General features: G+C 68.4%; 29 protein-coding genes and 2 pseudogenes. 12 read left to right on the forward strand and 19 right to left on the reverse strand.

All coding sequences use genetic code 11. The annotated features are described in order from the left end of the window. Positions 1 to 252 (forward strand): annotated as a pseudogene (locus tag DL990_RS09855) (HNH endonuclease); the annotation flags it as partial. A 311-nt stretch (positions 253 to 563) separates the two neighbouring features. On the opposite strand, the gene DL990_RS09860 reads toward DL990_RS09855, so the two are convergent. Further along, the gene (locus tag DL990_RS09860; RefSeq protein WP_125798500.1) at positions 564 to 932 is read right to left on the reverse strand and encodes a nuclear transport factor 2 family protein; all 369 of its coding nucleotides are present in this window, start codon (positions 930 to 932) and stop codon (positions 564 to 566) included. A gap of 95 nt (positions 933 to 1,027) precedes the next feature. Here DL990_RS09860 and DL990_RS09865 point away from each other — a divergent pair, with 95 nt between their 5' ends. Continuing rightward, the gene (locus tag DL990_RS09865; protein WP_125798501.1) at positions 1,028 to 1,921 is read left to right on the forward strand and encodes an RNA polymerase subunit sigma-70; all 894 of its coding nucleotides are present in this window, start codon (positions 1,028 to 1,030) and stop codon (positions 1,919 to 1,921) included. A 117-nt stretch (positions 1,922 to 2,038) separates the two neighbouring features. Here the strand turns inward: DL990_RS09865 and DL990_RS41720 are convergent. The 6 genes and pseudogenes from DL990_RS41720 to DL990_RS09895 all read right to left on the reverse strand — a co-directional run. Continuing rightward, positions 2,039 to 2,239, reverse strand: a pseudogene (locus DL990_RS41720) (histidine triad (HIT) protein); the annotation flags it as partial. Between the two features lie 21 nt (positions 2,240 to 2,260). Next, positions 2,261 to 3,232: an acyl-CoA dehydrogenase family protein gene (locus DL990_RS09875; protein ID WP_125798502.1), complete on the reverse strand. Its 972-nt coding sequence runs from the start codon at positions 3,230 to 3,232 to the stop codon at positions 2,261 to 2,263. Further along, positions 3,229 to 4,158, reverse strand: coding sequence for an acyl-CoA dehydrogenase family protein (locus DL990_RS09880; protein ID WP_125798503.1), 930 nt, complete (start codon positions 4,156 to 4,158; stop codon positions 3,229 to 3,231). The genes DL990_RS09875 and DL990_RS09880 overlap by 4 nt, the downstream gene beginning before the upstream one ends. Continuing rightward, on the reverse strand, positions 4,155 to 5,288 hold the full coding sequence (locus DL990_RS09885) for an acyl-CoA dehydrogenase family protein (protein ID WP_125780103.1): 1,134 nt from the start codon (positions 5,286 to 5,288) through the stop codon (positions 4,155 to 4,157). Before DL990_RS09885 ends, DL990_RS09880 begins: the two co-directional genes overlap by 4 nt. Continuing rightward, a complete protein-coding gene (locus DL990_RS09890) occupies positions 5,288 to 6,127 on the reverse strand; it encodes an enoyl-CoA hydratase (protein ID WP_125798504.1) in 840 nt (279 codons plus the stop codon). The genes DL990_RS09885 and DL990_RS09890 overlap by 1 nt, the downstream gene beginning before the upstream one ends. Then, positions 6,124 to 7,614, reverse strand: a complete 1,491-nt coding sequence (locus DL990_RS09895) for a FadD3 family acyl-CoA ligase (RefSeq protein WP_125798505.1) — start codon at positions 7,612 to 7,614, stop codon at positions 6,124 to 6,126. Before DL990_RS09895 ends, DL990_RS09890 begins: the two co-directional genes overlap by 4 nt. A 72-nt stretch (positions 7,615 to 7,686) precedes the next feature. On the opposite strand from DL990_RS09895, the gene DL990_RS09900 reads away from it, so the two are divergent. Genes DL990_RS09900 through DL990_RS09915 form a run of 4 tightly spaced genes read left to right on the forward strand, consistent with a single transcriptional unit; the run spans position 7,687 to position 11,326 of the window. Further along, positions 7,687 to 8,805 carry an acyl-CoA dehydrogenase family protein gene (locus tag DL990_RS09900; RefSeq protein ID WP_125798506.1) on the forward strand — a complete coding sequence of 373 codons (1,119 nt, stop codon included), beginning with the start codon at positions 7,687 to 7,689 and terminating at the stop codon, positions 8,803 to 8,805. Further along, the gene (locus tag DL990_RS09905; protein ID WP_125798507.1) at positions 8,802 to 9,569 is read left to right on the forward strand and encodes an SDR family oxidoreductase; all 768 of its coding nucleotides are present in this window, start codon (positions 8,802 to 8,804) and stop codon (positions 9,567 to 9,569) included. Before DL990_RS09900 ends, DL990_RS09905 begins: the two co-directional genes overlap by 4 nt. Positions 9,570 to 9,576: 7 nt before the next feature. Further along, positions 9,577 to 10,182, forward strand: a complete 606-nt coding sequence (locus DL990_RS09910; protein WP_125780113.1) for a TetR/AcrR family transcriptional regulator — start codon at positions 9,577 to 9,579, stop codon at positions 10,180 to 10,182. After that, positions 10,175 to 11,326: an acetyl-CoA C-acetyltransferase gene (locus DL990_RS09915; protein ID WP_125798508.1), complete on the forward strand. Its 1,152-nt coding sequence runs from the start codon at positions 10,175 to 10,177 to the stop codon at positions 11,324 to 11,326. Before DL990_RS09910 ends, DL990_RS09915 begins: the two co-directional genes overlap by 8 nt. Here the strand turns inward: DL990_RS09915 and DL990_RS09920 are convergent. Then, positions 11,310 to 12,473: an MFS transporter gene (locus DL990_RS09920; protein ID WP_370451292.1), complete on the reverse strand. Its 1,164-nt coding sequence runs from the start codon at positions 12,471 to 12,473 to the stop codon at positions 11,310 to 11,312. The two genes, DL990_RS09915 and DL990_RS09920, sit on opposite strands and share 17 nt — an antisense overlap. A 47-nt stretch (positions 12,474 to 12,520) precedes the next feature. On the opposite strand from DL990_RS09920, the gene DL990_RS09925 reads away from it, so the two are divergent. Next, entirely contained in the window at positions 12,521 to 12,973 is a 453-nt protein-coding gene (locus DL990_RS09925; protein ID WP_125798509.1) for a helix-turn-helix domain-containing protein, read from the forward strand. Positions 12,974 to 13,463: 490 nt separating this feature from the next. Here the strand turns inward: DL990_RS09925 and DL990_RS09930 are convergent, their stop codons facing one another. Genes DL990_RS09930 through DL990_RS09950 form a run of 5 tightly spaced genes read right to left on the reverse strand, consistent with a single transcriptional unit; the run spans position 13,464 to position 16,947 of the window. Beyond that, on the reverse strand, positions 13,464 to 14,786 hold the full coding sequence (locus DL990_RS09930; RefSeq protein ID WP_125798510.1) for an NAD(P)/FAD-dependent oxidoreductase: 1,323 nt from the start codon (positions 14,784 to 14,786) through the stop codon (positions 13,464 to 13,466). Continuing rightward, positions 14,779 to 15,015, reverse strand: a complete 237-nt coding sequence (locus DL990_RS09935) for a ferredoxin (RefSeq protein ID WP_005164337.1) — start codon at positions 15,013 to 15,015, stop codon at positions 14,779 to 14,781. The genes DL990_RS09930 and DL990_RS09935 overlap by 8 nt, the downstream gene beginning before the upstream one ends. A gap of 19 nt (positions 15,016 to 15,034) precedes the next feature. Then, positions 15,035 to 15,640, reverse strand: coding sequence for a ferric reductase-like transmembrane domain-containing protein (locus DL990_RS09940; protein WP_125780122.1), 606 nt, complete (start codon positions 15,638 to 15,640; stop codon positions 15,035 to 15,037). Continuing rightward, the gene (locus tag DL990_RS09945; RefSeq protein WP_125798511.1) at positions 15,633 to 16,403 is read right to left on the reverse strand and encodes a DUF4142 domain-containing protein; all 771 of its coding nucleotides are present in this window, start codon (positions 16,401 to 16,403) and stop codon (positions 15,633 to 15,635) included. Before DL990_RS09945 ends, DL990_RS09940 begins: the two co-directional genes overlap by 8 nt. Continuing rightward, a complete protein-coding gene (locus tag DL990_RS09950) occupies positions 16,387 to 16,947 on the reverse strand; it encodes a hypothetical protein (protein ID WP_125780126.1) in 561 nt (186 codons plus the stop codon). Before DL990_RS09950 ends, DL990_RS09945 begins: the two co-directional genes overlap by 17 nt. A gap of 258 nt (positions 16,948 to 17,205) precedes the next feature. Here DL990_RS09950 and DL990_RS09955 point away from each other — a divergent pair, with 258 nt between their 5' ends. From DL990_RS09955 to DL990_RS09970, 4 genes are all read left to right on the forward strand, one after another. After that, positions 17,206 to 17,757, forward strand: a complete 552-nt coding sequence (locus DL990_RS09955; RefSeq protein ID WP_034317190.1) for a sigma-70 family RNA polymerase sigma factor — start codon at positions 17,206 to 17,208, stop codon at positions 17,755 to 17,757. Continuing rightward, positions 17,754 to 18,509, forward strand: a complete 756-nt coding sequence (locus DL990_RS09960; protein WP_125780128.1) for an anti-sigma factor — start codon at positions 17,754 to 17,756, stop codon at positions 18,507 to 18,509. Before DL990_RS09955 ends, DL990_RS09960 begins: the two co-directional genes overlap by 4 nt. Before the next feature lie 505 nt (positions 18,510 to 19,014). Further along, complete coding sequence (locus tag DL990_RS09965) at positions 19,015 to 20,196, forward strand: DUF1996 domain-containing protein (protein ID WP_125798512.1); 1,182 nt, start codon at positions 19,015 to 19,017, stop codon at positions 20,194 to 20,196. A 208-nt stretch (positions 20,197 to 20,404) separates the two neighbouring features. Further along, the gene (locus DL990_RS09970) at positions 20,405 to 20,962 is read left to right on the forward strand and encodes a sugar O-acetyltransferase (protein WP_125780132.1); all 558 of its coding nucleotides are present in this window, start codon (positions 20,405 to 20,407) and stop codon (positions 20,960 to 20,962) included. A gap of 61 nt (positions 20,963 to 21,023) precedes the next feature. On the opposite strand, the gene DL990_RS09975 is transcribed toward DL990_RS09970, so the two are convergent. Then, on the reverse strand, positions 21,024 to 21,491 hold the full coding sequence (locus DL990_RS09975; RefSeq protein WP_199745424.1) for an Lrp/AsnC family transcriptional regulator: 468 nt from the start codon (positions 21,489 to 21,491) through the stop codon (positions 21,024 to 21,026). Positions 21,492 to 21,594: 103 nt separating this feature from the next. Between DL990_RS09975 and DL990_RS09980 the strand changes: the two genes are divergently transcribed. Beyond that, the gene (locus tag DL990_RS09980) at positions 21,595 to 22,071 is read left to right on the forward strand and encodes a DUF2000 domain-containing protein (protein WP_125798513.1); all 477 of its coding nucleotides are present in this window, start codon (positions 21,595 to 21,597) and stop codon (positions 22,069 to 22,071) included. A 22-nt stretch (positions 22,072 to 22,093) separates the two neighbouring features. Here DL990_RS09980 and DL990_RS09985 read toward each other — a convergent pair whose 3' ends face one another. Genes DL990_RS09985 through DL990_RS10005 form a run of 5 tightly spaced genes read right to left on the reverse strand, consistent with a single transcriptional unit; the run spans position 22,094 to position 26,291 of the window. Then, entirely contained in the window at positions 22,094 to 22,885 is a 792-nt protein-coding gene (locus DL990_RS09985; RefSeq protein WP_125798514.1) for an alpha/beta fold hydrolase, read from the reverse strand. Positions 22,886 to 22,916: 31 nt separating this feature from the next. Further along, positions 22,917 to 23,963, reverse strand: a complete 1,047-nt coding sequence (locus tag DL990_RS09990; protein ID WP_125798515.1) for a nitronate monooxygenase family protein — start codon at positions 23,961 to 23,963, stop codon at positions 22,917 to 22,919. Continuing rightward, entirely contained in the window at positions 23,960 to 24,685 is a 726-nt protein-coding gene (locus DL990_RS09995; RefSeq protein ID WP_125798516.1) for a CoA-transferase subunit beta, read from the reverse strand. The genes DL990_RS09990 and DL990_RS09995 overlap by 4 nt, the downstream gene beginning before the upstream one ends. Beyond that, positions 24,682 to 25,542: a CoA transferase subunit A gene (locus DL990_RS10000; RefSeq protein WP_125798517.1), complete on the reverse strand. Its 861-nt coding sequence runs from the start codon at positions 25,540 to 25,542 to the stop codon at positions 24,682 to 24,684. The genes DL990_RS09995 and DL990_RS10000 overlap by 4 nt, the downstream gene beginning before the upstream one ends. Further along, the gene (locus DL990_RS10005; protein ID WP_125780144.1) at positions 25,542 to 26,291 is read right to left on the reverse strand and encodes an enoyl-CoA hydratase family protein; all 750 of its coding nucleotides are present in this window, start codon (positions 26,289 to 26,291) and stop codon (positions 25,542 to 25,544) included. Before DL990_RS10005 ends, DL990_RS10000 begins: the two co-directional genes overlap by 1 nt. Positions 26,292 to 26,337: the final 46 nt, after the last annotated feature.

Consider the following 26,337-nt stretch of genomic DNA (forward strand, 5'->3'; position numbering starts at 1 on the left):
CACCGCTCCGCCGAATTCTCCGAAATCGACCACATCACCACCTGGGCCCGCAACGGCGGCACCGACCACCACAACTGCCACGCCACCTGCAAAATCCACAACCTCCTCAAAGAAGAACCCGGCTGGAGCGCCGAACCCACCGGCAACGGCGGCATGACCATCACCACCCCCACCGGCCGCACCTACACCACCACCCCCGAACCACTCCACCACCCACGACCCGAACCAGAAAACGACACCCCACCCTTCTGATCGGCACAGGTGTGCTCACAGGCCCCGGGATGAGCGATGAGTTGGCCGGGGGCCGGTTCCCGCATGCCCTGGGTCGCGCACACCAGTGTGGTCGTGCGGCACAGGTGGCTCACAGCTACTGGGATGCGCGACGAGCTGACCGGGGGCTGGTACCCGCATGCCCTGGGACACACACGCCAGTGCGGTAGCGAAGAGTGACTCGGGTTCTCGTGAGGGGGCGTGTGGGTCACCCGCGTAGCCCTTCACTACCCGTCGGCGCGCTCACCGGCCAAGCGCGCTCACCGGCCAAGCGCGCTTACCGACTCGGCCACTCACGACCCCGCGGCAGCCTCCCGTGCCGCATCGAAGGGAGCCCGGTCGAAGATGATCCGCAGCTCCACGATCTTCCCCTCCCGCACGGTCAGCAACTCGGCGCCGGGCGCGCTCGTCACCGGCAGGGTCTCCGTGTCGTACATCAGCAACGCGGTCGTTTCGTCCCCGAACGCCGAAAGCAGGGTCGAGCCGGTCAGGATCTCGGTGAACGGGCCCATGAACCCGCGGAACGCCGCCGCGCCGGAAAGGCGACCGGCGGGTGTGTGGCAGACGATGTCGTCGGCGACATGTGTCATCGCCTTCTCGAAGTCCTTGCCCGTCCACGCGCGGTGGTAGGAGAGCGCGACATCCAAGGCGGGACTGGTCATGATGGTTCCTTTCGTCGATCTTCACCTCGTCAGACACCACCTCCGCCCGGAACGGAACGGTGCGCCGCGAAAAAGGTCGTGACAGGATTGCGGCCGTGCGGGCAACGGAGGACTTTCGCGAGCTCACCGACACCTATCGGCATGAGCTGCACCTGCACTGTTACCGGATCCTCGGCTCCCTCACCGACGCCGAGGACGCCGTCCAGGAGACGCTCCTTGCCGCTTGGAAGGGTCTCGACGGCTTCGAGGGCCGCTCGTCGCTTCGCACCTGGCTGTACCGCATCGCCACCAACCGCTGCCTCAACCTCCTGCGGACCGCGGGCCGCCGTCGGCCACCCGAACCGGTGCCGCCGTTCGACCCGCCGGAGCCGAGCCGACGCGGTGAGGTGACCTGGTTGCAGCCGTATCCGGACGAACTCGCCGCCGGCGAGCCCGGCCCCGAAGCGCGCTACAGCACCAGGGAAGCGGTCGAACTCGCCTTCATCACCGGACTCCAGCTCCTCCCGCCGCGCCAGGCCGCCACACTCGTCCTGCGGGACGTCCTCTGCTTCTCCGCCGCTGAGGTCGCGAGCATGCTCGGCACCACCGAGACGGCGGTCAAGGGCATCCTCCAGCGCGCCCGCGCCTCGCTCGACAAGCATCGCGACGGCGCGGGCCACCGCCCTTCACCTCGGGAACGCGAGCTGACCAAGCGGTTCGCCGACGCCTTCACCGCGGGCGACCTCGACGGCGTCCTCAGCCTGCTCACCGACGACGCGTGGCTCGCCATGCCGCCGGCGCCGCACGAGTACCACGGTCTCGAAGCGATCGCCCGTTTCCTTCGCGTCACCATGGCCATTCCGGTGCGGGGGTTCACCATGACGCCGACGCGGGCGAACAACCAGCCCGCCTTCCTCTGTCGCCACGGCGAGACACCGGCAGGGCTGATGGTCCTCACCCTCGACGGTGACCGCATCCGGGCCATCACCCGGTTCCTGGCTCAGAAATAGCCCGCCAACCGGCCACCGCAAAGGACCATCGAGCCAGCCGACCTCCGCCGGCGTTCCCTGATGCCGCGCGAAAACGTGCTGATGGAAATGCGCGACACTTCGTCCGGCGATGGCGGAGAACACGTGTTCCGGAGCCAGCTCCGCCCGCAGGCCGCGAGCCGCGCACCAGGCCGCCCGCGACACCGCCGAGACCTCGTCTGCGGTCAGCTCATCGAGTGCCGCCACGTGCCGCCGGGTCTCGACGAACAGGTACCCGGGGAAGTCGCCGGGCCGGTGTGACACGACGACCAGATCGTCCGTCGAGACGACCGGTCCCACCAGTGGGCCCTCACCACCGGCTCACGATAACGGCGGTCGCACCCGTCCGAGGTGTTCGCCGGGAGCACCGAAAAGGTGCGCCGCGCCGTGTGCCCGCTTGAAATAACGGTGCGCCGGATGCTCCCAGGTGATCGCGATCCCGCCGTGCAGCTGGATCATCTCACCAGCCACGGTCGCCAGCGCTTCCGAGCAGTGCACCTTCGCCACCGCGGCCAGCCTGCTCGACTCCGGAGCCGCGTAGGCCGCCGAACGCGCCGTCTCGACCAGGACGTAGAGATCCGCCATCCGATGCTTCAGCGCCTGGAAGCCGCCGATCGGCCTGCTGAACTGGTGCCGCTGCTTGCTGTATTCCACCGTCAGCTCGAAAGCGCGTGCCGCGGCTCCGGCCTGTTCGGCGGCCAGGACGGCGCACGCGACGTCGCGCAGCGTGCCGAGGTCGACCGGGCCGATCAGCCGGGCGGGGGCGCGGTCGAAGGTCACCCTGGCCAGTCGCCGGGTTTCGTCCATCGCCGGAGTCCGGACACGACGGGCGTCGGAAACCTCGTACAGCGAGCCGTCGGCCACCACGAGGAGGATCTCGGCTTCGTCGCCGTGGAGGACGTAGTGCGCTTCCCCCTCCACCGCGGAGTCGACGACGCGGCAGGCCGGCTCGCTCCATGAGCCTTCGGCGCCGGTCCAGGCCACCGCGCCGACGACACCTTCGGCGAGGCGGGGGAGCAGCCGCTCGCAAGCTTCGTCGTCGCCGGTGGCCAGGACCGCGTGCACGGCGAGGATGGCCGAACCGAGGAACGGGACGTCGGCGAGGACCCTGCCCAGTTCTTCGGCGACCACCTGCAGTTCCGCCGTCCCGGCGCCGAGCCCGCCGAACCGTTCGGGGACGGCCAGCGCCGCCACGCCGATCTGTTCGCACAGTTCCGGCCAGGGATCCGCTTCCCGGTCCAGCAGTTTCCGCACGCTGTCCCGCAACGCGTCCTGCTCGGCGGTGAAGATCATGACAGCACCCGCTCCCGGTGGAACCGCGGCGTACCCCACACGCCGACCAGCGCGCGGACCCTGGTCAGCCGCAGGCCGAGCGCGTGTTCCGCGGTGTAGCCGATCGCGCCGTGCACCTGCAGCCCGGTCCGGGCGGCGAGATGCGCGGCGTCGCCGCACGCCACCTTGGCCGCGGAGATGTCACGCCGGTCCAGGGTGACGGCCGCACCGAACAGCAGCGGTTCGGCCAGCGCGAGCCCGGTCGCGACGTCGGCGAGCAGATGTTTGACCGCCTGGTAGCCGCCGATCTCACGGCCGTACTGCTTGCGTTGCGCGGCGTACGCGACGGAGGTGTCGAGCAGCCACCGCCCCGCGCCGAGCAGCTGCGCGGAGGTGGCGAGGACGCCCAGTTCGAACGCGCGCTCCGCGTCGAGTGCGGTACCCAGATCGTCGCCCGTCACCGGGGGGAACAGTCGTCGTGAACTATCCACAGAGGACAGAAGTGCGCCGGGGGTGAACGCGCGCAGCCTGCCGTTCTCGACGGCGAGGCGCGCGTCCGCGACGTCGGAATCCAAGGCATACGGCACATGCGGAGCGAAAGCCACCGACGCCAGCGTCTCACCGGACGCGACGGACGTCAGCAGTTCGTCGTCCAGCAAGGACGGCAGGACGGCCACGGTGTCGGTCCACGGCCCGGGAACACAGTGGTAGCCGAGTCGTTCGAAGCCCACGGCCAGATCCATCGGGGTGGCACCGAGCCCGTCGTACTTCTCGGGGACGGCCAGCGCGGTCACGCCGAGTTCCGCCAGCCGCCGCCAGATCTTGAGTCCGGGGCCGTGATCGCCCGCCGCCCAGGACCGGCCGGCCGAGTCGGTGTCCACACCGGACAGAAGATCGTGCAGGCTGCGGGAGAACTGCTCCTGCTCACCGGCGAGCGTGAACCTCATCGAGCCCCCTTCGGCAGGCCGAGCAGCCGTTCGGCGACGATGGACCGCTGGATCTGGTCGGTCCCGCCGTAGATCGGGCCCGCCAGCGAGAACAGCCAGCCGTCGCTCCACGGGCCCCGCAGCTCGGCGTCCGGGCCGAGGATGTCGAGCGCGGTTTCGTGCAGGGCGACGTCGAGATGCGACCAGAACAGCTTGTTGACACTCGACTCCGGGCCGAGCTCGGCACCGTCGGAAAGGCGGGTGACCGTGCCGAGGGTGTACAGCTGGTAGGCCCGCGCGCCGATCCACGCGTCGGCGACGCGATCCGCGGTGTGCGCGGGACGTCCGGCGTCGTGCCAGAGCGAGACCAGCCTGTCGGCCGCGGCGAGGAACCGGCCGGGGCTGCGCAAGGACAGGCCGCGTTCGTTGTTCGCCGTCGTCATCGCGACCCGCCAGCCCTCGCCCGGCGTGCCGATCACGTCCTCGTCGGGGACGAAGACGTCGTCGAAGAAGATCTCGGCGAACCCCGGTTCACCGTCCAGCTGGGGGATCGGCCGGACGGTGACGCCCTCGGCCCGCAGATCCACCATGAGATAGGTGAGCCCCTTGTGCCGCACCGAATCCGGATCGCTGCGGAAGAGCCCGAACGCCCGGTCGGCGAACGTGGCCCGCGAGCTCCACGTCTTCTGCCCGCTGACCCGCCAGCCGCCGTCACAGCGGGTGGCGGTGCTCCGGAGGGCGGCGATGTCGCTGCCCGCCTCGGGTTCCGACCAGGCCTGCGCCCAGACCTCCTCCGAGCGTGCCATCTTCGGCAGGACGCGGCGTTGCTGTTCTTCCGTGCCATGGGAGAACAGCGTGGGCGCGAGCATGAAGATGCCGTTCTGGTTGACCCGCAGCGGCGCGCCGGCCGCGTAGTACTCCTCTTCGAACAGCACCCACTCGAGGAGGCTCGCGTCCCGACCGCCGAATTCGCGCGGCCACGAGACGACCGACCACCGGGCATCGGTCAGTTCGGCTTCCCACGCGCGGTGCTGTGCGAATCCCTCGGCGGTGTCGAACGATTTCAGTGGCTCGGCGGGAACGTTCGCGGCGAGCCAGGCGCGGGCCTCGTCACGGAAGGCGAGCGTGCGCTCGTCGAGATCGAGATCCATCACGAGGACCTGTTCGCGTCTCGCATCGAGCGCGCGTCCTGCCCGCCCAAGGAGTCGCCGCCGGACAGCTCGGCGTTGTGCGCGTGCGCGAAGTGATGCAGCCCGAACACGGAGTCCATTCCGGACCGGAGACCCATCAGGTCCTCGGCCTGGTTCACGGCCTTCTTGGCGAGCGCGAGCCCCATCCTCGGCATCACCGCGATCTTCTCCGCCAGCGCCATCGTCTCGGTTTCGAGGTCGGCGCGCGGGACGACGCGGTTCAGCATGCCCCATTCCTTGGCCTGCTGCGCCGTGAAACGCTCACCGGTGAACAGCACCTCCTTGGCCGCGCGCGGGCCGAGGACCCACGGGTGCGCGAAGTACTCGACACCGGGAATCCCCATGCGTACCACGGGATCGGCGAAGAACGCGTCGTCGGAAGCGACGATCATGTCGCATACCCAGGCCAGCATGAGCGCGCCCGCGATGCACGCGCCCTGCACACTCGCGATCGTCGGCTTCGGGATCTCGCGCCACCGTCGGCACATGCCGAGATAGACCTCGGATTCGCGGGCGAACCGCTGGTCGCCGCCTTCCGCGCCGACGTGGTCCCACCACAGGACCGCCTTGCGCTCGAAGGAAACGTCCACGTCGCGTTCCGGCGTCCCGATGTCGTGCCCGGCGGAGAAATGCTTGCCCGCCCCGGCCAGCACGATCACCTTGACCTCGGGATCGTCTACGGCGCGGGCGAACGCGGCGTCGAGCGCGTAGGTCATCGCCGAGTTCTGCGCGTTCCGGTACTCCGGCCGGTTCATCGTGACGACGGCCACCGGCCCGCGTCGCTCGTACTCGACGGTCATCCGTTCTCCTCCCGCAACACGCGTTTCAGCACCTTCCCTGACAGGTTTCGCGGAAGTTCCGCCACGAAGTCGACAAATCGAGGGATCTTGTAGTTGGCCAATTCGCCCTCGCAGTGCGTCAGGACATCCTCTGTGGACAGTCCTGCTCCCGGGCTCAGCCGGACGAAGGCCTTGCCGACCTCGCCGAGCCGTTCGTCCGGCACGCCGACGACGGCGGCTTCCGCGACGCCGTCCAGGCGGCTCAGCACCTGCTCGATCTCGGCCGGGTAGACGTTGAACCCGCCGCAGACGTACATGTCCTTGATCCGGTCGACGATCCGCAGGTAGCCGCGTTCGTCGAGCACGCCGACATCGCCGGTGTGAAGCCAGCCGTCGGCGTCGACGGCCTTCGCGGTGGCGTCCGGATCGTCGAGATACCCGAGCATCACGTTCGGCCCGCGCAGCAGGACTTCGTCGTGCTCACCGAGTTTCACCTCGAAGCCCGCTGTCGCGCGGCCCGAGAAGTTCGCCACGAGATCGGCGTCGTCCTCGGGACGGGACATCGTGGCCACCACGGCTTCCGTCAGGCCGTACGCGGTGAGCACGGTGTCGAAGTTCAGGTCCTTCCGCATCCGCTCGACGAGTGTGACCGGCACGGTGGCGGCACCGGTGACGGCGAGCCGGAGGCTGGACAGATCGTGGTTCGCGCGTTCGGGCGCGTCCAGCAGGACCTGGTAGATCGTCGGCGCGCCGGGGAGCACCGTGACGCGCTCGGTTTCGACGAGGCGCAGGGTTTCCCGGACGTCGAAGGTGCGCTGCGGCAGGATCGCCGCGCCGCGCAGCACCGCGGCGAGGATCCCCGCCTTGTAACCGAAGCTGTGGAAGAACGGGTTGATCACGAGGTAGCGGTCTTCCTCCGTCAGACCGCCGCAATCGCCCCAGGCTTCGGCGACGCTCAGCGCCTGCCGGTGACTGCTCATCGCGCCCTTGCTGCGGCCGGTGGTCCCGGAGGTGAACAGGATGTCGCTGACGTCGTCCGGTTTCGCGGGACTGACGAGATCGCTGTCGAGACCGGCGAGGGCGTCCCATTCCGTGACGCCGTCGACGGGGTCTTCGACGCCCTCGACAGGGATGCGCAAGACGGTGCCGGGGCGGGAAGGGCCGAGATCCGCCAGCCGATCCGTGCCGAGGAAGGTGCCGGTGATCGCCAGCGCGGACACCCTCGCGCGCTGGAGAACGTCGATGGTCTCGCGGGCGGTGAAGCGGGTGTTGACCGGAATGAGTGTCGCCCCGGCGTACAGCGCGCCGAGCCCGGCGACGACCCAGTGCCACGTGTTGGGGGAGCAGATCGCGACCCGTTCGTGGCCTTCGAAGAACCGCGCCGCCTGACGCACCCGGCGGGCGAGTTCGGCATAGGTGAGGCGGACTTCGCCGTCGACCAACGCTTCGCGCCCGGCGAAGCGCTCCGCGGCCCTGTCGAGCGCCGCCGGAATGGTTCCTTCGACCATTGAAGTCTCCCTAGCAAGTGCTTGGTAGGGTAGCCTACGCAGCAGGCTCTGGTTTGGCTAGAGGAGGCAGGCGTGGCTCAGGACGGTTTCCGTGACCGTGTGCGCACCTGGCTGGCGGACAACCTGCCGCCGGAACTGCGCGGTTTGGGCGGTCCGGGGCGGGAGCACGAGGCCTTCGACGAACGAGTGGAATGGGAGCGGCGGCTCGCGGCGGCGGGCTGGACCTGCGTCGGCTGGCCGGTCGAGCACGGCGGCCAGGGCGCGACACTGGAACAGCAGGTCGTCTTCCACGAGGAGTACGCGCGAGCGGGCGCGCCGGCCAGGGTGAGCCACCTGGCCCAGGAACTCCTCGGTCCCACCTTGATCGCTTTCGGCACACCCGAGCAGCAAAAGAGGTTTCTGCCGCCGATCGTGGCCGTCGAGGAACTGTGGTGCCAGGGCTATTCCGAACCCGGCGCCGGTTCCGATCTCGCGGCCGTGTCGACCACCGCGACCCTCGAGGGCGACGAGTGGGTGCTGAACGGCCAGAAGGTGTGGACGTCTCTCGCGCACGTGGCCGACTGGTGTTTCGTGCTCGCCCGCACCGAACCCGGTTCGAAACGCCACAAAGGACTGTCCTATTTGCTCGTTCCGATGCGGCAGCCCGGGGTCGAGGTCCGCCCGATCCAGCAGCTCACCGGGACCTCCGAGTTCAACGAAGTCTTCTTCGACGGTGCCCGCACGGCGAAAGACCTCGTCGTCGGCGAACCCGGCGACGGCTGGCGGGTGGCCATGGGCACCCTCGCGTTCGAGCGCGGTGTCGCGACGCTCGGGCAGCAGGTCGGCTTCCGCCGGGAACTCGAAGAAATCACCAGGATCGCCCCGGACGACCCGGTGATCGCCGAACGGATCGACCGCGCCTGGGTCGGCCTGGAGGTCATGCGGGCGCAGGCGATCCGCACTCTCGGCGACTCGTCACCGGGGGTGGCCGAAGTGTCCAAACTGGTCTGGGCGAACTGGCACCGCGACCTTGGGGAGCTGGCGATGCTCGTCCGCGGCGCGCGGGGCATGCTCGCGGAAGACGGGCTCGACGCCTGGCAACGGCTCTTCCTCTTCACCCGCGCCGACACGATCTACGGCGGCTCCAACGAAATCCAGCGCAACGTCATCGCCGAGCGAGTGCTCGGCCTGCCACGGGAGGTGCGACCGTGATTCCGGTACCCAAGTACCCCGAGGGGGCGAACCTCCTGCGGGACAAGGTGGTCGTGGTGACGGCGGCGGCCGGCACCGGGATCGGTTCCGCGGTGGCGAAACGCGCGCTGGAGGAAGGTGCCCGCGTCGTGATCAGCGACTGGCACGAGCGGCGCCTCGGCGAGAAGGCGGCCGAACTCGGCGACGTCCACGCGATTCCCTGCGACGTCACGCGAGAAGAGCAGGTCCAGGCGCTCATCGATGGAGCCGCCGCGCACTACGGCCGGGTCGACGTACTCATCAACAACGCGGGTCTCGGCGGCACGAAGTCCCTTGTGGACATGGCGGACGAGGAATGGGCCCGCGTCATCGATGTGACCCTCAACGGCACCTTCCGCGCGACGAGGGCCGCGGTGAAGCGGTTCATCGCGCAGGGCGACGGCGGCGTGATCGTCAACAACGCGTCCGTGATCGGGTGGCGGGCGCAGGCCGGGCAGGCCCACTACGCCGCCGCGAAGGCGGGCGTCATGGCGCTCACCCGATGTGCGGCCGTCGACGTCGCCGAACACGGCATCCGGGTCAACGCCGTCGCGCCGAGCCTGGCCATGCATCCGTTCCTGGCCAAGGTGACCAGCGAGGAACTGCTCACCGAGCTCACCGCGCGCGAGGTCTCGGGGAGGGCGGCGGAACCGTGGGAGGTGGCGAATGTGATGGTGTTCCTCGCCAGTGAGTACTCGTCGTACCTCACCGGCGAGGTCGTGTCCGTGAGTTCCCAGCATGCGTGAGGTTCCGATGAAAGCCAGTCCAGGGTCCCGCCGGGCCGAACTGCTCGCACTGGCGGCGAAGCTGTTCGCCGAGCGCGGCTACGTCTCCACCACCGTGCGGGACATCGCGGACGCGGCCGGGATCCTGTCGGGCAGCCTCTACCACCATTTCGACTCGAAGGAGTCGATGGCCGACGAGATCCTGACCGGATTCCTCGACGAACTCTTCGGTGCCTACGCCGAGATCGTCGCGGAAGGGAAAGGGCCGCGGGAAACACTCGAAGCCGTCGTCGTGGCGTCGTTCGAATCCATTCACCGGCGGCCCGCCGAGGTGGCGATCTACCAGTCCGAGGCGAAGCATCTGATGCAATTGCCTCGCTTCGACTACCTCACCGACCGCAACACCGAATTCCGCAAGCTGTGGAACGGGATCCTCACCGACGGCATCGCGGCAGGCGTGTTCCGCGAGGACCTCGACGTCGAACTCACCTACCGGTTCATCCGCGACACCGTCTGGGTGGCGGTGCGCTGGTACAACCCCGGCGGCACGCTGAGCGCGGACGACGTCGCGCAGCAGTACCTCGGGATCCTTCTGGACGGCATCGCGACCAAGACAAGGAGACGCCGTGGCTGAGGCATATGTGCTGGACGCGGTCCGGACACCGGTCGGCAAGCGCGGGGGAGCCCTCAGCGGTGTCCATTCCGCAGACCTCGGCGCCCACGTCATCCAGGCCGTCGTCGAACGAGCGGGTGTCGAGGCCGATCTGGTCGACGACGTCATCCTCGGCTGTTGCGACACGCTCGGGCCGCAGTCCGGGAACATCGCGCGGACGGCGTGGCTCGCGGCGGGCTTCGGGCATCACGTGCCGGGCGTGACGATCGACCGGCAGTGCGGTTCGAGCCAGCAGGCCGTGCACTTCGCCGCGCAGGCGGTGCTGTCCGGGACGATGGATCTCGTGCTCGCCGGCGGCGTGCAGAACATGAGCGCCATCCCGATCGGCGCGGCGATGCTGGCGGGGCGCGAGTACGGCTTCGAAGACCCGTTCTCCGGCTCGAAGGGCTGGCAGGAGCGGTACGGCAGCGTCGAGGTTTCGCAGTTCCGCAGCGCCGACATGATCGCCGAACACTGGGACCTGACCCGTGAAGCGATGGAGGAGTACGCCTTCCGCAGTCATCGGCGGGCGATCGCGGCCATCGACGAAGGCCGGTTCGCCGCCGAGATCACGCCGTTCGCCGGTGCCGCCCTGGACGAGGGGCCCAGGCGCGACACCACGTTGGAACGGATGGCCGGGCTGAAACCGCTGAGCGAGGGATCCCGCATCACCGCGGCCGTGGCCAGCCAGATCTCGGACGGTGCCAGCGCGACGCTCATCGCTTCGGAGAAGTTCGTCGAGGAACACGGCCTCACCCCGCGCGCCAGGATCCACCATCTGTCCGTGCGGGCGGCCGATCCGGTGTGGATGCTGACCGGGCCCATCCCGGCGACCGCGCACGCGCTGCGGAAAACCGGGCTGAGCATCGACGACATCGACCTGTTCGAGGTCAACGAGGCGTTCGCGAGTGTCGTCCTGGCGTGGATCGAGGAGACGGGCGCCGATCCGGATCGCGTCAACGTCAACGGCGGCGGCATCGCGCTCGGTCATCCCATCGGGGCGACCGGCACGAAACTGTTCGCGACCCTGCTGCACGAACTCGAACGGCGAGGCGGGCGCTATGGGCTACAGACGATGTGTGAAGGCGGCGGGACGGCGAACGTGACGATCATCGAACGCCTTTGACGCTCCACACGCCGAGTGCCAAGGCGCTGAAACCCGCGCCCAGCAGGCAAACTCCGGTCCAGCCCGCGACGGCGTAGACGGCCGTCGAACTGATGGCCCCGACGCCGCTGCCGACCGAGTAGAAGATCATGTACCCGCCGATCAGCCTGCTCCCGGCGTCCGGGCGCAACGGGTAGATCAGGGTCTGGCTCGAGACGTGCACCGCTTGGACGGCGAGGTCGAGCAGGATCGCGCCCGCGACCAAAGCCCACAGCGACGCGCGGGTGAAACCCAGCGGCACCCACGACAGCAGGAGCAGCCCGAGCGCGAACCCGGTCGTCCACTGCGCCCGGCCGCGGTCCGCGAGCCGACCCGCGGGTGCCGCCGCCAGCGCGCCCGCCGCCCCGGCGAGCCCGAAAGCGCCGATGGCGGTGTGCGACAGGCCGTCGTCGCTGAGCGGCAACGCGACCGAACTCCACAAGGTGCCGAACGCGGCGAAGATCAGCAGCGCGAGTGCGCCGCGCGTCCGGAAGACGGGTTCTTCGGCGAAAAGCGACAACGTGGACCGCAGTAGCCGCCCGTAGTTCATGGCGTTTCCCGGAGCCGTGGCGGGAAGTACCCGGTACAGAACGATCGCGATCACCACGGTCACGCCCGCGGACACGACGTACACCGCGCGCCAGCCGGCGAGGTCGGCCAGCGTGCCGGACACCGTGCGCGCGAGCAGGATCCCGAGGACGACGCCGGTCGTCACGAGTCCGACCACGCGTCCGCGTTCGGCTGGCCCGGCCAGCGACGCCGCGAACGCGACCAGGAGCTGCGTGACCACCGCGAGCACACCGATCGCCGCCATCCCGGCGAGCAGCACCACACCGTTCGCGGCGGTCGCGGCGACCAGTTCGGCGATCGCCAGCAGCGTCAGCAGCCCGACGACGAGCCGCCGCCGGTCGAGCAGGTCGCCGAGCGGGACCAGCAGGAACAGGCCCAGCCCGTAGCCGTCCTGGGTGAGCGTGACGATCCCGCCGACGGTCGACGCGGCGATACCGAGATCCGCGCCCATGGTGACGAGCAACGGCTGGGCGAAGTAGATCGTGGCGACGGCCGTCCCGGCGGCCACGGCGAACAACAGGACGACCCCGCGGTGCACGAACTCTCCAAGTGGTTTCAACTTGCTACCACTCGGACGCTAGAGCATCACGGTTGTAAGATGCAACCATGGTGAAGCGGACGACGTTCGACGAAGCTTCGTGCCCGGTGGCGCGCTCGGTCGACACGATCGGCGACTGGTGGTCACTCCTGATCGTGCGCGACGCCTTCGACGGCGTCCGCCGCTTCGGTGAGTTCCAGCGCAGCCTGGGTGTCGCGAAGAACATCCTGTCCGCGCGGCTGCGGGCGCTCGTCGGGCACGGGGTACTCGACGTGGTCCCGGCCTCCGACGGGAGCACCTACCGCGAATACGTCCTGACGCCGAAGGGACGCGACCTGTTCCCGGTGATCGTCGCGCTGCGGCAATGGGGAGAGGCGCACTTCTTCGCCGAAGGGGAACCGCGGTCGGAACTGGTGGACCGCGACGGCGGACGCCCGCTGCGGGGACTCGAGGTCCGGGCGTCAAACGGACGTGTCGTCGGGCCGGAGGACACCGTGGTCGTGAAGGCGCCGGCCTCGTGAGTAGCCGGATCCCGCATGCTTGAAGACGAAACTCGCGTGATCAGAGACGTAACTCGCGTGTGCAGACGCGTAACTCCCGTGATCGGACACCGCCCACGCGAGTTACGCCTCCAGACACGCGAGTTACGCCTCCAAGCACGCGAGTTGCGCCTCCGATCACGCGGGAAAAGCGGTGTTGCGAAAGTGGCTTTCGCAACGCGTTCCGCCGTGGGCGGCTCGACGCGAGGGAGCGTCCCTGGAGCGATGCGGGCGGGAGCCCGTGTCCACCGCATGGATCGGGGCCCTCCCAGGTGAGTCATGCCTGGAAGGGCCCCGACCGGATAAGGGGAGCCCGGAGGGCGGGGTTCCGACGGAGCCCGAATCACCGTCGGTCCCGGTTCCTCCCGGCGTCCCCAAAGGGGGTGGCGGTGGGCGCGGAGGCCCGGCGACCCACCGCCACCTGAGGGACCGCGGCCGCCGCGCGCGGCCCCGGTCCGATCGCGATCCCGGGTCACCCGGCGGGAACGCGAGCCCAGGGCATCCTTTCCGGCGTGGGAACGGCTTCGGTCGGGGTTTCGGACAGGAAGTCCCGCTCGAACGGGGCCAGGATGTCCTCCCCGATCGGCGTCGCCGCGAACGAAGGAACGGCGGGGGCGGGGGACACCGGCTGGGGCACCGGCAGCCGCCGGTCGAGTTCGGCGGTCCAGTGGATCATCGCCTTCGGCCGGTCCCAGCCCACCGCGCCGATGAGCCTTCCGTCGCGGACGAAACCGGTGACCCCGTCGGAGAGTTCGATCGTGTCCTTGCCCAGCGACGGCATCCCGACGGTCTGCAACCGCGCGTCGTACAGGGAAGACCAGGCGCGGGGGAGCGGCGTGTACGGCCGGGCGTTGCCGCGGCCCAGCATCAGGCTTTCCGCCGCCGCGCGGCCGGATTCGACGCCGTTCATCCAGTGCTCGACCCGCCGGGGCGTCTCGTCGATGCGCAGGTTCGGCCATTTCGCGACGTCTCCGGCGACCACGACGTCCTCCGCCCCGACGGCGAACAGGGTCGATTCGCACAGGACGCCGTCGTCGATGGTCAGTTCCGAACCACGCAGCCAGTCCACGGCGGGCACGCTGCCGATCGAGAGCACCACGCAGCTGGCCACCAGGAACTGGTTGTTGGTCAGGTGCAGCCCGACCGTCTCCTTGGTGCTGATCCAGTTCCGCACCTCGGTGTTCATCGCCAGCTTGGCGCGATGGTGCTGATGTTCCTTGGTGAGCGCCGACGCGATCCGCTCCCCGAAGCGGTGCAAAGGCGCCTTCGCGTGACCGATGAGCGTGACGTCCCGGCCCATGTACCGCATCGACGCGGCGAACTCGTTCCCGATCAGGCCGCTGCCGATCACCACGACGGATTTGTTGCTGTTCCCCAACGCCCGTCGTACGGCGAGTGAGTCCTCCACCGTGCGCAGCACCCGCACCCGGGGGTCGTGGCGCGGCGAGCCGGGCAGATGCCGGGGGTAGACGCCGGTCGCGACGATCAGGCCGTCGTACCAGAGGGATTCCCCGCCCGGCAGGTGCACCGTGCGTTCCTTCGTGTCGAGCCAGGTCGCGCGGGTGCCGAGCCGCCAGTGGACATCCAGGTCGAGGTACGGCTCCAGGCTCGCGGCCACCGGTTTCACCCCGCCGGTGATGAGTTCCTTCGACACCATCGGCCGGTGGTACGGCTTGCGCGGCTCGTCGCCGACCAGCACGATCTCGCCGTCGAAACCGAGTTCCCGCAACCGTTCCGCGGAGCGGAGACCGGCGACGCCGGCACCGACGATGACGATCCGATCTCCGTCACTCATCGTCGTACGCCCCTTCTCCCTTGACTCTGATGGCTTGTTTCGGGCAGAGCCGGGCGGCGGAGATGGCCTGGTCCAACCCGTCCCGGTCGACCATCCGGCGGATGCGGAGCTTGCCGTCCGGTCCGATCTTGAAGGTGGCGGGTGCTTCCATCTCACAGAAGCCGAAGATCTCGCACCGCTCGTTGTCGACGCTGACGCGAGTGCCGCGCCGTACGCTTCCGAAGATCATTTTTCGTTTCTCCAAGTCGTCAGACCAGTTCTTCGACCAGGCCCAGCCGTTCCAGGTACCGGGTGGGCGTGAACCGCAGCGCGGTCAGCACCACCACGGGGACCAGCAGCGTGATCCCGCCGAACCACAGGAGGCCGAGGTGCCCGTTGGCCATGGCACCGAAGAAGGCGTGCAGCGCGGTGATCGCGACCGCCGGATAGGCGAGCCGGTGGATCCACAGGAAGCGCCGGTAGGAGCTGAACCGGCTGATCCCGCCGGTCAGCGCGACGGCGATCATGACCTCGAGCCCGAGGACGCCGAGTTCGTGCCGCGCCAGCGTGCCCGGCAGGAGCGGGATGGTGATCTGCGCGAGCGTGAAGCCGTCGGGCAGGAACAGGAACGACATCGCGTGCACGACGCCGAACGACAGCGTCAGGATGCCGAGCACCATATGGGAGTTGCGCAGCGCCTTCCGTCCGGTCAGCGACTTGATCCAGCCGGTCGCGGTGAACACGCCCCAGCACAGGGTGAGGCACATGAAGCCGTACGAGATCCGGGCGGAGGTCTGCGCCATGCCCTTGATGCCGGAGTCGGTGTCCGTTCTCTGGGTCAGGACGATCACCACCTCGGACCACTGGTCATACATTGATCTCTCCTGGGGCACTGGGAACCGGTTCCGGTTCGGCGGCGGCCGCGCGTTTGCGGGTCCGGGTGTTCTTGCTGCGCAGCGTCCGGAGGGCGTAGAACAGCCCGCCGCCGAGCACCACGGCGAGCAGCAGGCCGAGGGCGAAGTCGCCGAAGCCGACGTCCATCGCGCTGTTGGCCGAATTCGACTGCGGCACCGGGGCCTCCGGCAGCAGCGACTGGTCGACGACACCGGTGCTCTCCAGCAGGGTCATATGCCGCAGCACCGCCTGGTTGGCCGTGGTGGCGTAGTCACGGACGACGTCGTTGCGGGTTCCGGCCCTGACCTGGGCGATGACGGGGAACAGCACCCCGTGCGCGTACCGGAGCCGGTTCGCGAAGATCCGGTCGAACTCGCTGTCGTCGCGGGCGGCCTTCATCTCGCCGAGCCACGCGGACTGCTGATCCGACGGTTCGCGCGGGAGGGCGATGCCGAAACGGTCGGCGATGGCGTGCGTCGCGGTGTCGAGCCTGCCGTGGTCGATCATCAGCGTGCGGCCGACCTCGCGGGTCCGCTTGCTCTTCCCGCGTTCCTGCGCCCACATCCCAGCGGGCATTTCCCACAGGCCGGCCAGTTTGACGTTGACGATCAGGTTCTTGTCCGCCGCGGAGAGTTCTTGGGCGTGCGCGTCGCCGATGGGGCCGAGCAAGGTCGCCGCGGCCGTCGTCACCAGGACGAGCACCACGCGCAAGAACCCGCGAGGGGCGTCAGATGCCGAGGTCATCGGCCTGCCAGGTGTCCGCGGTGAGCAGCACTTTCGTCCCGTCCGGCTTGGCGGGGAACCACGCGTCGTCGACACCCTGCCCGCCGGTGTTGCCGGGCATCGCGTCGTCGGCGTTGCGATAGAGCGGCCAGCCCGCGAGCGTGACCTGCTTGCTGCCGTCGTCCCTGGTCACGGTGCCGACGAGGGCCCGATCGATCCCGGTCACCACGAGGTCGCCGTCCGCTTTGGCGGGAATCCAGGTCCGAGAACAGGTTTCGGTGCAATTCGATCGGGGCGGGTCGACCGAGTCCTTGTCGTAGCGGTAGAGCGTGAAGCCGTTGGTGTCGGTGACGATCGGTCCGAGGTCGAACAGGATCGCCGCGGCGACACCGGGCGCCGCTTCGGCAGCGGGGTCGGGCATTCCCGGGATTTCCGCCGCTCCGGCGGCCGGGGCCGTACCCGGAGAGCCGTTCGGTCCCGCGGTACCGGTGGTGCAGGCCGCGGTCAGCGTGATCGCGGCCAAGGTGAGGGTCAGAGGTATGACCGAGCGTGACACGGGGTTCACGGAAATCCTCCTGTCGGGGCAGAGGAGAACGCCATCACCGCGGGGAGATGGTGTGCAGGCAGGTTCAGGTCCACTGTGGACGGTCATGATCCACAGTGGATTCGGCGGTGCGGGGGACAGCGCCGGGTCGGGGGTCTTCGGTAGGGGATACGGTCACGAGTCGGAAACGGTTCAAAAAACTTTCCCGTCCTCGGAGAACGGGGCCCGAACGGTTTTGGCACTGGACTTATCGCCCTCGCGCACACAAAGATGTGCCGCGTGGGACGCCACTCTCGGATACTGCAGCCAATAGTCGATCATGAACCCGCGTCGAACGGGCATGACGACCTCATCAGGGCGTTGTACCAGGAGTTCGGATCGAGCCTGATGGCGTTCGTGCTGAAGCTGACCGGCCACGATCGCCAGTGGGCCGAGGACGTGGTCCAGGAGACGCTCATCAAGGCGTGGCGCAACGCCGGCAAACTCGACCGGCAGCCGGAAATGCTGCGTGCCTGGCTCTTCACCGTGGCCAGGCGCATCGTCATCGACGGCTGGCGGAGCCGGAGCGCCCGCCCTCAAGAGGTGGAGGAACTGGAGTCGGATTCGATCGGAGTGCCGGACGAATCGGAGAAGACGCTCGCGGCCATGATCGTTTACGAGGCCCTGCGCAATCTTTCCCCGGAGCAACGTGAAGCCGTCCAGCAGACCTACTTGCGTGACCGCACCGTGAACGAGGTCGCGGCGACGCTGGGGGTTCCGCCGGGTACGGTGAAATCGCGGATCCATCACGCTGTGCGCGCGTTGCGCAGGGCGCTGCAGGAGCGGGGGTGAGCGAGGTGTCCGGAGCCGTCCACACGGACATCGCCGCCTACGTGCTCGGCGTCCTCGGCGAGGAGGATCACGCGAGGTTCGAGGCACATCTGCTGGAGTGTCCCGAGTGTCAGGTCGAATTGGTGGAGATGTACCACCTGCCCGACATCCTGGACATGGTCAAGAAGAGCTGGCCGGATCCGCCCGTGAAGGGTCCGGGGCCGCGCGTGCTGCGGATGCTGCTCGCGGACGCCGCCAAGGCCGGCCGGCGGCGCAAGGTCATCCGGCTCGCGACGGCCGCCGCCGTACTCGTGCTCGTCGTCGGCGGCCCGCTCACCGTTTTGTCGCTCACCGACCGTGAACCGGTCATCACGCAGGCCGCTCCCACCGTTGTCACATCGGTGGTGCCTGCTCCCTCCGCCTCCCGGGAACGGGACGCGGGCCCGGACGGCGGTGCCGCCCCGTTCGGCTGGTCCGAAGCGGGCAACGCGGTCGCCGCGGAGGTCACGGTGCAGGAGAAGGAGTGGGGCAGCGCCGTCGAACTCGAACTGCGCGGCCTCATCGGCCCGATGGTCTGCCAGCTTTTCGCCTACTCCCACGGCGGAGAGGCGTACGTCGTCAACAACTGGAGCGTGCCGTCCAAGGGATACGGCGTCCCCGGTTCCCCGGATCCCCTCGTCATCACCGGTTCGACGGCGTTGCAGAAGGCCGACATCGAACGCTTCGAGGTGCACAAGCAGGACGGCACCGTGCTGGCCATCGTGCGCCGCTAGCCTTATTGAGAGGTAAGGCAAAGGTGGTGGGAGCCGGGTTGCCTAGGAGCCTTGCGCGCTCTTGACCGTCCACAAGGGACGCCAGTTGGGCAACGGTGTCCATTTTGTACCCTCCTGTGAAACCGTGCTTATGGTCATCAATCGGACATTTCGTCACGTGAAGTTGTCCCTTGTGGACACTCAAGGCGCGGTCGGCTCCTGTGGTCGGTCCAGGGCCACGTCACGAAGGCCTCCTGTCCATCTTGAACCAGCGAAGAAGCCCTTCGTCGGAGGCTTGATCACGCCGCCTTTGCCTGCCTCTTAATATAACGGAAAGATAACGGCGAGATCGCTTTTTGAACCGCCTCCCGGCTGGAGCCGTATCTCCCAGTAGCCGGATGTCCCTCGGCGGGCGAACGGAAGGTTCGCCGCGAATTCGCCGAATCCGCGTATTCGACAAACGCGTGGCTCATGCCTGGGCGCGATTAATTCGCGTGCCCGGAAACGTAATGAGGTGAGCAAGTCAATGGCACGAAATCAAGGGCGCCATCGCATCGCCCGCAGGACCAAGATCGCGACCGCGTTGGTCGGCCTGTCGATCGCGGTCGGTGGGCTGGTGGTGTCCACCACGACCGGCGACTCCGACAGCGCCGCCGCGGACGAGGTGGACAAGTCGCAGTTCGTGGACATCACCCAGGTCCGGCCGAACGTCGACAAGCCGGAGCCGGGCCGGAACGCCTCCACGGGTTCGTTCACCGTCGACTGCGGCAAGAACGAGAACGGGCATTTCAATCCCGACAACTTCATCGCGCAGCCGGGTGTCCGCAATGGCGCCCAGCATCTGCACGATTACGTCGGAAACCTTTCCACGAACGCGGATTCGGACAACGACAGCCTGCTGGGCGCCGGCACCACCTGCGAGAACGGTGACGAGTCGACGTACTTCTGGCCGGTGGTGCGGATCGACACCGCGGAGGAAGCCGAAGGGCAACAGAACCAGAACGGCCGGGACCAGAACCGCGACGGAGACCGGAACCGGCAGCGGAACCAGGACGACGACCAGCAGAACCAGAACCGGAACAACGACCAGAACCAGCAGGACCAGCAGAATCAGCAGGACCAGCAGAACGAGGCTCAACTGGAAGAGCCGAACGCGGACAACGAACTCGCCGGCAACGACGGGGAGATCCAGCGTCCCGCGGTCGTCGACATCACCTTCAAGGGCAATGCCCAGGAGAAGGTGCAGGAGATGCCGAAGTTCCTTCGCATCCTTTACGGTGACGCGAAAGTCACCACCAATGGTCCCGCCAACGCGCGGGAGAGCTGGACCTGCACCGGTTTCGAGAACAGGGTGATCAAGCAGTACCCGATCTGCCCCGAGGGCAGCGACGTCAAGCGGGTGCACACCTTCCCGAGCTGTCTCGACGGCAACAACATCGACAGTGAGAATCACCGAGACCACATCAAGTACCCGGACGAGAACGGCGAATGCGCGAACGGCCTCACCGCCGTCCCGGAGCTCACGATCTCACTGACCTACGAGATCCCCCGGCAGATCCAGGTCAACGGCCAGTACAAAGTGGACTCGTTCCCCGAAGAGGACCACAACCCGTTCTCCGATCACGACGATTTCGCGAACGTGATGTCGGACCAGATCATGGACCGGCTCGTCGACTGCGTCAACGAAGGCCGCAAGTGCCGCGAATGACGCACTGAAACGGAAGCAGGAACCTGCGAAGAGAAAGGAAGATACTCCGGCCCGGCGGGTCCCCCCTTACACCTCACCCACCCGCCGGGCCGGCCCTCCCTGGAAACGGATCGACACAACTGAAGAACGCTCCGCAAGCGTTCATCCGCCCTGTCGGCGGCTTCCCGAGGGAGGCTCGCCGGCGGGGCACTTTCGGTAGGTTGGCGGTATGGGTGAGCAAAAGGACCGCATGCTGCGCGGCGAGCTGTACCGGGACAACGACCCTGAACTGGTGTCGGACCGCAGGCGTGCGCAGTCGCTCGTCGACCGGTTCAACGGCACGGGCGCGGAAGAGGCCGGTGAGCGGGACACGATTCTGCGTGAGTTGCTTGGCAAACTCGGCGAAGGCTCCTGGATCATGCCGCGGTTCCAGTGCGACTACGGCTATCTCATCGAGATCGGCGCCAACAGTTTCCTCAACTACGACGCCATCCTGCTCGACTGCGCGCCGATCAAGATCGGCTCGGACTGCTCGATCGGCCCGCGCTGCCAGCTGCTGACCGCGTTGCATCCGATGGAGGATCACGAGCTGCGGCGAGCTCGCTGGGAATCGGCCGCGCCGATCACCATCGGGGACAACGTCTGGTTCGGCGGCGGCGTCATCGTCTGCGCCGGGGTCACCATCGGCGACGACACCGTGGTGGGCGCGGGAAGTGTGGTCACCCGCGACCTGCCGTCGAAGGTGTTCGCGGCGGGCAATCCGGCCCGGGTCATCCGCGAGCTCTGAATATCTGCTGGTGGACCCGCGTCCGCGATCGCGTCGCAGCTCCGCCGACAGGCTTCGAGGTCTACCGATCCACCGGCGTGATCCGGGTGCGCCGGCTGTGCTCGAACACCATGGAGGTGCGCACGTCGGCCACCTCGGGGCGTTCGGTCAGCTTGTCGATCACGAAGGCATAGAGGCTGTCGTTGTCCGGGACCGCGACGTGCAGGATGAAGTCCTCGGTCCCGGTGGTCACGTAGAGCCCGACGAGGTCGGGCAGGGCGTTGACCCAGTTCCGGAAGCCTTCGATGTTCCGTCGCGAGGGCGGGCGCACCCGCACCGCGATGAGCGCCTGCACTCCGCGGCCGATCGATGGCAGGTCCACGTCCAGCAGCGCGCCGCGGATCACGCCGCGTTCCCGTAGCCCGCGGGTGCGGTCCAGCGCGGTGGTCGGCGAAACGCCCACCGCGGCGGCCACTTCGCGGTTGGTCTTCCGTGCGTCCGACTGCAATTGCGCCAGGATCGCCTTATCAAGTTCGTCCAATCGCGCCATCTCGACCCTTCTGCCGTATTAAATACGAACACGATGGACTGTACTCGTATGTCCTCCTAGCTTAGCCTTGTTCATCCGTTGATGTGAGCAGGAGACCAGCTGAATGTCCGAGTACGGTACGGCCATCGGATTCACCCCCGACGAGATCGACTTCACCGCGTCCACCCGAGCGGCGAGGTTGAAGTGGGTCATCGTGGTCAACAGCGAGCTGCCGCCCGGCCGTGCGGTCAACGCGGCGGTCTGCACGGCCGTCGCCACGGCGAAGTCCGTGACCGGTCTCCTGGGAGACGAAGCGGTCGACGCGAACGGCGAGCACTACACCGGCTTGCCCTGGGTCGGCTGCTCGATTCTGTCGGCCGACGCGGAGAAGCTGCGCGCCATCCGCGCCAAGGCCGCGACCTCGCCGGGCTGCCACGTCGCCGACATGCCCGCCGTCGCCCAGCAGATCCGGGTCTACGACGACTTCCTCGCGACGATGAAGGAAATCCCGACCGAGGAGATGGACTTCTGCGCGATCGGCATCGTCGGCCCGCGCAACCGGATCGACAAACTGGTCGGGAAGTTGCCGCTGATGCCGTGAGCGGGGTGGCCGAACGCCCGCTTCAGGCCTCGAGGAGGTCCCGCAGCGCTTCGGTGAACTGGGCGGGGTTCCGTTGTGGCGCCAGATGCGCCCCGGGCATCTCGGTGAACGGCAGGCCCAGTTCGAGCGCGAGGACCTTCGCGGGCTGGTAGTGGTAATGCCCCCGGCTGCCGACACCGGCGACAGGGACGATCTCGGTCCTCGCCTTCCGCAGCGCCCGCAGGTCGGGAAGGTAGTCGAGGATCTCGGCCAGTTCGCGGCCGAAGAGCCGTTTCCAGTCCTCCTCGTTCGGCAGCCGGATCGCGCGCAGTTCGGGCAGCGCGGCACCGGCGATCCCGTCGGTGAACCGTTTGAACGCCCCCATCAGGTCGCCCGCCTGGGCGAGCCGGACCTGCGCGTTGGCCTCGTCGAGCCAGCCCAGCGCGTCGGGCAGCAGCTGGATGGCGGGGGGTTCGTGGGCGACCAGGACGGTCGCCGCGTCCGGGTAGCGGGCCACGAGGTCGAGACCGATCATGGCGCCCGCGCTGGTGCCGAACACGCTCGCGGGGCCGTCGCCGACGTGCTGGAGCACCGCGTGGGCGTCGTCGGCCTGCTTCGGCACGCTGACCGGGCCGGTGCTGGTGTCCGTGCTGCGGAAGTGACCGCGCCGGTCGTAGGTGACGACGGTGTAGTCGTCCGCGAGCAGCTTCGTCATCGCCCGGAAGGTGTCCGCCGAGCCCAGCCCGCCCGCGATCAGGAGCAGAAGCGGCCCCTCGCCGGTGCTGCGGACGTACAGCTCACCGTCCTCGACCGGACAACGACTCTCCGAGATCATGGCCGAAGTCAAGCACAGCGTGCCCGGACCCTCACTCCGAGGCCAGCCGCCGCAGGATGCCGGTGGCGTCGGCCACGATGGTCTCGATGAGGTCGCCGACCGTGGGCAGGTCGTCGAGCAGGCCGACGACCTGCCCGGACGCCAGCACCCCGGCGCTCCGGTCGCCCTCGACGAGCCCGGCGCGCAACAGCATCGGCGTGTTGGCGGCCATCAGGACCTGCGACCAGGTCCGGTCGCCGCCCCGTTTCATCCGCACTCCCTCGGTGGCCAGCGAGCGCCACGACAGCCCGGTCAGTTTCCGGAACTTCGAGGCGTTGCGGGCGGCCCTCGCGAACCCGCGCACCGGACCGGCGGACTCGAGCGCGTCGACCAGTTCCGTGCGGAGGACGCGATGCGGCATCCCGTCCACCTTGCGGGTGACGACGGTGCCGTTGAGATCACGGGCGAGATAGGCCTGCTTGATCTCGTCGGGAACGGTGCTCTCCCTCGTCAGGAGGAACCGGGTGCCCATGGCGACGCCGGCCGCCCCGTAGGCGAGCGCGGCGGCCAGCCCCCGGCCGTCGAAGAAGCCGCCCGCCGCGACCACCGGGATGTCGACCGCGTCCAGCACCGAAGGCAGCAGCAGGGTCGTCGCGACCCCGCCGGTGTGCCCGCCGCCCTCGCCGCCCTGCACGATGACGGCGTCGGCACCCCAGCCCGCGACCTTCTCCGCGTGCCTGGCCGCGCCGACCGAAGGGACGACGAGGACGCCGTTGTCCTTGAGCCGCGCGATCATGTCCTTCTTCGGCGCGAGCGCGAAGGACGCGACGCGGACCTCCTCGGTGATGAGCAGTTCGACCCGGCGCGCGGCATCTTCGGCGTCCGCGCGGAGATTGACGCCGAACGGCTGGGACGTGCGGCTCTTGACCTCCTTGACGGCTGCCGCCAGCTCGTCGTAGGTCATCGTCGCGGACGCGAGGATGCCGAGGCCGCCCGCTTCCGCCGTCGCGGACACCAGTCGCGGCCCGGCGACCCAGCCCATCCCGGTCTGCACGATCGGATGCCGGATCCCGGCCAGCTCGGTCAGCGCGGTCTTCACGACGGCACTTCCTTGTCCCGCAAGGACTTCGGATCCAGGCTGGTGCGGATCAGCAGCAGCTCGGACTCGGTCGGCAGCCGGGACTCGGTGACCCCGTCGGTGATCAGCGGGAACGACGTCGCCTCGACGACCTCGTCCACGGAAACGCCCGGATGCACGGAAAGCAGCCTCGGCGCGTGGTCTTCGCCACCGAAGTCCAGGACGCCGAGGTTGGTGACGACGCGGTGGACGTCGTGATACCGCAACCCGGCCTCGCGTGCCCTGGCATAGCCGACGCCGGACACGACGTCGACCTGATCGACGAAGACCCGCTTGCCGTGCCGCGGAACCCAATAGCTCGTGCGGTGGTTGGCCGTGTTGCCCGGCCCGCCGCGTACACCGAGAAGTTGTTTCTTGGGCCGGGAATGGTCGCCGATCGCCGAGATGTTCTGGTTGCCCTCGCCGTCGATCTGGTTGGCGCCCATGACCACATGTCGTTTCCCGCGCGGTACCACGGTGTCGAGGACCTTGCGGAACGGCTGCCAGCCTTCGACGACGGCGTCAGGGGTCATCAAGTACGCTTCGCCGTCGGACAGCAGGATGTCCGGTTCGAAAGTCAGCCTCGCCAGCCTGGCGCCCAGCGACGGGATGAACCCCATGGGGCTCACCACGATTTCGCCGTCACCGCGGAACAATTCGGCACAGGCCACGACAGCCACTTCGGCACGACTGATGTCACTCATGCGGACTCCCCGAATTCGGCGACGGCCTTCTGGTAGTGCGCCTCATCGCCGGACAGGAACCTGTCGACGAATCGCGGCCACGCGTCGAGATCCTTGGCCGCTTCGGCGTAGTGACGCTGGAAACGTTCGTCGCGTCCGTAGTCCGGGACGGCGGTGGTGAAATGCGCGCCGTTCGGTGTTTCGGACACCCCGGTGACGAGCATCCGGCTCAGCAGCAGGCTCTGCACCGGCCCCGCTTCGGCGAGTTCGGCCGTCTCCACGATCTTTTCCGTGGACACGTAACACTTTTCGGCGGCCAGAGCGAACAGTTCGTCGAAGTACGGATCCGGCCCCAGATACTGCGCGTTGCCCCGGGCGTCGGCGCGGTTGAGGTGGACGAAGGCCGCGTCGAGCTCCAGCGCGGGCACGGCCAGCAGCTCTTCGGCGTCGTCGTACGGCGAGCGGACGGTGCGCAAAGACGGGTTCAGGTCCCTGACGCCGGAGCCGAGTCCCGCCCGCGTCGGCAGGAACGGAAGCCGTTGCGCGGCAGCGGAAAGGCCGGTCCCGAACACCCCCTCGTCGTATTCGGTGACGGAGATCGACCCGGACTCCCGCGCCCGGGAGAACCACGGGTCGTAGGGGATCGAGTCCAGGGTGACGAAGCCGAACACGAGATGCTTGATCTTGCCGGCCGAGGCCAGCAGCCCGACGTCCGGACCGCCGTAGGAGACCACGGTGAGATCCTTGACCGGCGAGCGCAGGATCGCGCGCACCAGCGCCATCGGCTTGCGCCGCGAACCCCAGCCGCCGATGCCGATCGTCATGCCGTCCCGCAGTTCGGCGGCCATCTCGTCCGGCGTCATGCGCTTGTCGGCCATCACTTCCCCTTACCATCCAAGAACTCCTGGCGCGCGCCGTCGGAGACGCCCGCCAGATTGAGTTCGAAGGTGAATCCCTGCTCGAAGCGGTAGCTGCGGTGCACGGGCTGGACGTCGATGCCGTTGATGGCCTGTTTCGCGGCGCGGATCACGCGGGTGTCCTTCGCCGCGATCTGCCGCGCGACACCGAGCGCGGTCTCGTCGAGCTCCTCGCGCGAGACGACGGCGTAGACGGAACCGTGGTGGTGCAACTGGGCCGCGGTGATCGTCGACGCCGTGTAGTACAAGGCGCGCATCAGATGCTGGGGGACCAGCCGCGAGAGATGGGTCGCCGCGCCGAGCGCGCCGCGATCGACCTCCGGGAGGCCGAAGGTCGCGTCCTCGCTGGCGATCACCACGTCCGCGTTGCCGACCAGGCCTACCCCGCCGCCGAGGCAGAAGCCCTGCACCGCGGCGATCACCGGGACCGCGCAGTCGTACACGGCGGAGAACGCCGCCGCGCACCCCTCGTTCGCGCCGATCAGCGCGCCGTACCCCGGATCGCGCTGGATCTCCTTGATGTCGACCCCGGCGTTGAACCCGCGGCCTTCCGCGCGCAGCACCACCACATGGGTCGCGGGATCGCGTCCGGCGTCGGTGACGGCGGACGCGAGGGCGAACCAGCCCTTCACGCTCAGCGCGTTCACCGGGGGCGCGTCGACCGTGACCACGGCGATGCCGGGCTCCGGTGAGTGGGTGGAAACGGTCATCGTGCACCCTTCTCAGCTACCAAACCTAGCACTTGCTTGGTACGTT

Source organism: Amycolatopsis sp. WAC 01416, assembly GCF_003947485.1.
Classification (GTDB): domain Bacteria; phylum Actinomycetota; class Actinomycetes; order Mycobacteriales; family Pseudonocardiaceae; genus Amycolatopsis.